The organism is Lactobacillus sp. (assembly GCF_051893255.1).
Lineage (GTDB): Bacteria > Bacillota > Bacilli > Lactobacillales > Lactobacillaceae > Lactobacillus.
Window position 1 is genome coordinate 15,734 of sequence record NZ_JBJFHB010000003.1, and the last position, 2,608, is coordinate 18,341.

Annotated in this window: 1 protein-coding gene and 1 pseudogene; both read right to left on the bottom strand. The window is 51.2% G+C overall.

The genetic code is table 11. The features are described from left to right. Nucleotides 1-278: pseudogene (locus ACI4WN_RS00205) on the bottom strand (hypothetical protein); the annotation flags it as partial. Nucleotides 279-409: 131 nt separating this feature from the next. Continuing rightward, nucleotides 410-2,608: M1 family metallopeptidase (locus ACI4WN_RS00210; RefSeq protein ID WP_439776463.1), on the bottom strand; the 2,199-nt coding region annotated here is incomplete at its 5' end.

Below are 2,608 nucleotides of genomic sequence, written 5' to 3' on the forward strand. Positions count from 1 at the left end.
ATACTTTGGGGGCAATTCTGGCCAAAATCTACGCCGGTTGACATACTTCGGGGGCATATTTCGACAAAAATCAGACCGGTTGACATACTTTGGGGGCAATTCTGGCCAAAATCTACGCCGGTTGACATACTTCGGGGGCGATTTTCGGCAAAATCCACACCGGTTGACATACTTCGGGGGCGAAATCCGACAAAATCCACACCAGTTGACATACTTCGGGGGCGATTTTCGGCAAAATCCACACCGGTTGACATACTTCGGGGACAACTCAGTCCCAAAGCCCCACAGCCCCACCCCAAACACCAACTCACCGCACACCCCGAAACCACGCAAAAAAGCCCCCACTTCACATAGAAGTGGGGGCTTCATTTTAACCGCCGATTAAGCTATATCAAGCCTTCACGCTAATTTACAGTGCAGCCTTGACTGCAGCGTTAACGGCGTCCTTTTCACTAGCGATCAGGTCAACCCGGCTAGCGATGACCTTCCGGTCCATCTTGATTTCCCGGTTCAGCAGCATGTCGCTTTCCTTGTCAGTAAAGAAGCTGTCGAATTCGTCATACCGCTTCTGGGTCTTGAAGACCTTGGAAATGACAGTGATGAAGGTTGCGAATTCCATGTCGCCGCCGACCGTCTTTTCCATCCAAGCCCATTCATCGCGGATCCAGTCCCAAGCGAGCTGTTCACCCTTAGCGTTTGACAAAACGCCTCTGAACCAGCCGCGCAGGTCTTGTGGCTTAACGATTTCCGCATTTTCGAACCAAGAAATGATCTTCTTCAGTTCCTTTTCGTCTTTGCTCTTCACGATGGCAGCTTCTAGGTCCATCTTGAAGGATGGGTCACTAGTTGCTTGGTACAAGGCAACGAGCTTGTCAGTCAGGTCGCTTGAGCCGTAGTTTTCAACTTCGTTGATCAAAACGTAAGCCCGGATGTCGGCTGACAGGCTAGCTAACTTGTCTTGGTATTCAACGTAGATTTCGTGAGCTTGTTTTTCAGATGCTTCGTTCTTGCCGTACAGGCTAGCGCTCAAGATGTATGGCCGCATTTGGATGTCTTCATCGCTTTCGCCGGCCTTTGGCATCCAGCCAAGACGCGCTACTTGGTCCTTGGACAAGTCGTTGTAGAAAGCACGCAGGTTGGCTTCTTCAGCGCTGCCAGCTTCTACGAATTGACGGAGCTGTGCAGCCGTCGTGTATAAGGCATCGATTACCAGGTGGCTTGGGGAGTTCTTGAAGAGTTCCAAGACTGGTACCAAGTCAGCGTAGGATACTTGCTTGCCTTCTGCCAAAAGTCTCAAGTCTTGCATCAATTGGAGTTGTGACACTGGATCCAGGTCCTTGGCTTCCTTCATGATGTCGTCCATCAAAGTTTGGTCGTACTTCACGATGAAGTGGGAGTTGTTGCCGACGTTCAAACGCAAAGCGTGACCAGCTTCTGCCCGCAATTCTTCGTAGTCGCCCAAGTCAACTTCAACATCAGACATGATCTTTGGTGCCTTAAAGTTGGCATTCAATGGGATTTCCCACTTACGGCCAACTTCCTTGCCTTCACCGATGAAGAATTGCTTTTGGGTTAGCTTCAAGTGACCAGCTTCGACAAAAGCGTTCACTACTGGGTAGCCAGGTTGGTCCAGCCAAGTGTGCATGATTTCGCCGATGTTAAGGTCAGTAGCCGTTGACAAGGCATCCCACAGGTCGTCGCCGGCCGCGTTGCCGAACTTGTGCTGGTCGAAGTAGTACTTCAGACCCTTGCGCAAGGCTTCGTCGCCCAAAAGTGACCGCACCATAACCAGCATTCTGGAACCCTTGGCGTAAACGATGGCGCCGTCAAACAAGGCGTCGATTTCGGCTGGGTCGTTAACTTCAACGTGAACTGATTGCACGCCGTCAGTTGCATCCCGGGTCAAGGCAGCGGCTGCTTCTGAGGTTTGGAACATTTCCCAGATGTGCCAGTTTGGCTCCAGGTGGTCAACTGACAGGTATTCCATCATGTTGGCAAAACTTTCGTTCAGCCACAGGTTGTCCCACCATTCCATGGTTACCAAGTCACCAAACCATTGGTGAGCCAATTCGTGGGTAACCACAGTAGCAACCAGCTTCTTCATTTCCAAAGTGGTGTTGTCTGGGTCCAAAAGCAGGTAAGCTTCCCGGTAAGTTACCAGACCCCAGTTTTCCATGGCGCCGGCTGAGAAGTCAGGCAAGGCCAATTGCAGGGATTGTGGAAGTGGGTATGGCGTTTGGTAAAAGTCTTCGTAGAATTCGATGGCGCGCTTAGCAATGTCCAAGGAGAAGGTCAATTCCTTTTCCTGGTGGGCTTGCGTTGAGTAAACGCCGATCAAAACGCCGCTCTTAGTGTGGGTGGTAACTGAGCGCATTTCCCCAAAGGCAAAGGCTACCAGGTAGCTGGACATGCGGACCGTTTCCTTGAAGTAGTGAACGCCGTCTTCTACCCGGTCTTCTGGCATGTTGGCCAAAACCGTTTCGCCTTCGTGTTCGTCGAACTTCAAGGCCAAGGAGAAGGTTGCCTTAGCTTCTGGTTCATCGACACATGGGAAGGCTTCGCGGGCAAAAGTGGTTTCGAACTGGGTCCCGATCAATTCCTTCTTGAC